This is a genomic window from Chitinophaga sp. 05T412, from assembly GCF_056396465.1.
Genome location: NZ_JBFTLN010000119.1, coordinates 1 through 359, shown reverse-complemented (window position 1 = coordinate 359; position 359 = coordinate 1). Strand labels below are relative to the sequence as shown.

Sequence of the window (359 nt, the reverse complement as noted above, 5' to 3'; positions counted from 1 at the left end):
TACAACAGAAACGGCTGCACTGGTCGAATCACAGACGCCGTTGGTTACCCACCAGATAAAGGTKACTCTGTTACCAGCAGGAACAGTTACGGTGGTCGTTGCTTTMGTGCTATCGGTGATGGTTACACCCGGAGTAGGAGTAAATCTCCAAACACCTTTACCACCGAAGGTAGTAGTMGGATCATTTCCTTTAATGGTGAAAGTAGCATTATTACACTGTGCTGCCACACTATCAACTTTGGCAACCACTGGTTTAGGATAGTTTACAACAGAAACGGCTGCACTGGTCGAATCGCAGACGCCGTTGGTTACCCACCAGATAAAGGTGACTCTGTTACCAGCGGGAACATTTACGGTGG

The 359-nt window shown here is 47.8% G+C and carries 1 protein-coding gene; it reads right to left on the bottom strand.

The window, feature by feature from the left end; genetic code table 11:
• A partial coding sequence (locus AC1DFM_RS34950; RefSeq protein ID WP_477081409.1) for a hypothetical protein occupies positions 1–359 on the bottom strand: 359 nt, incomplete at both ends.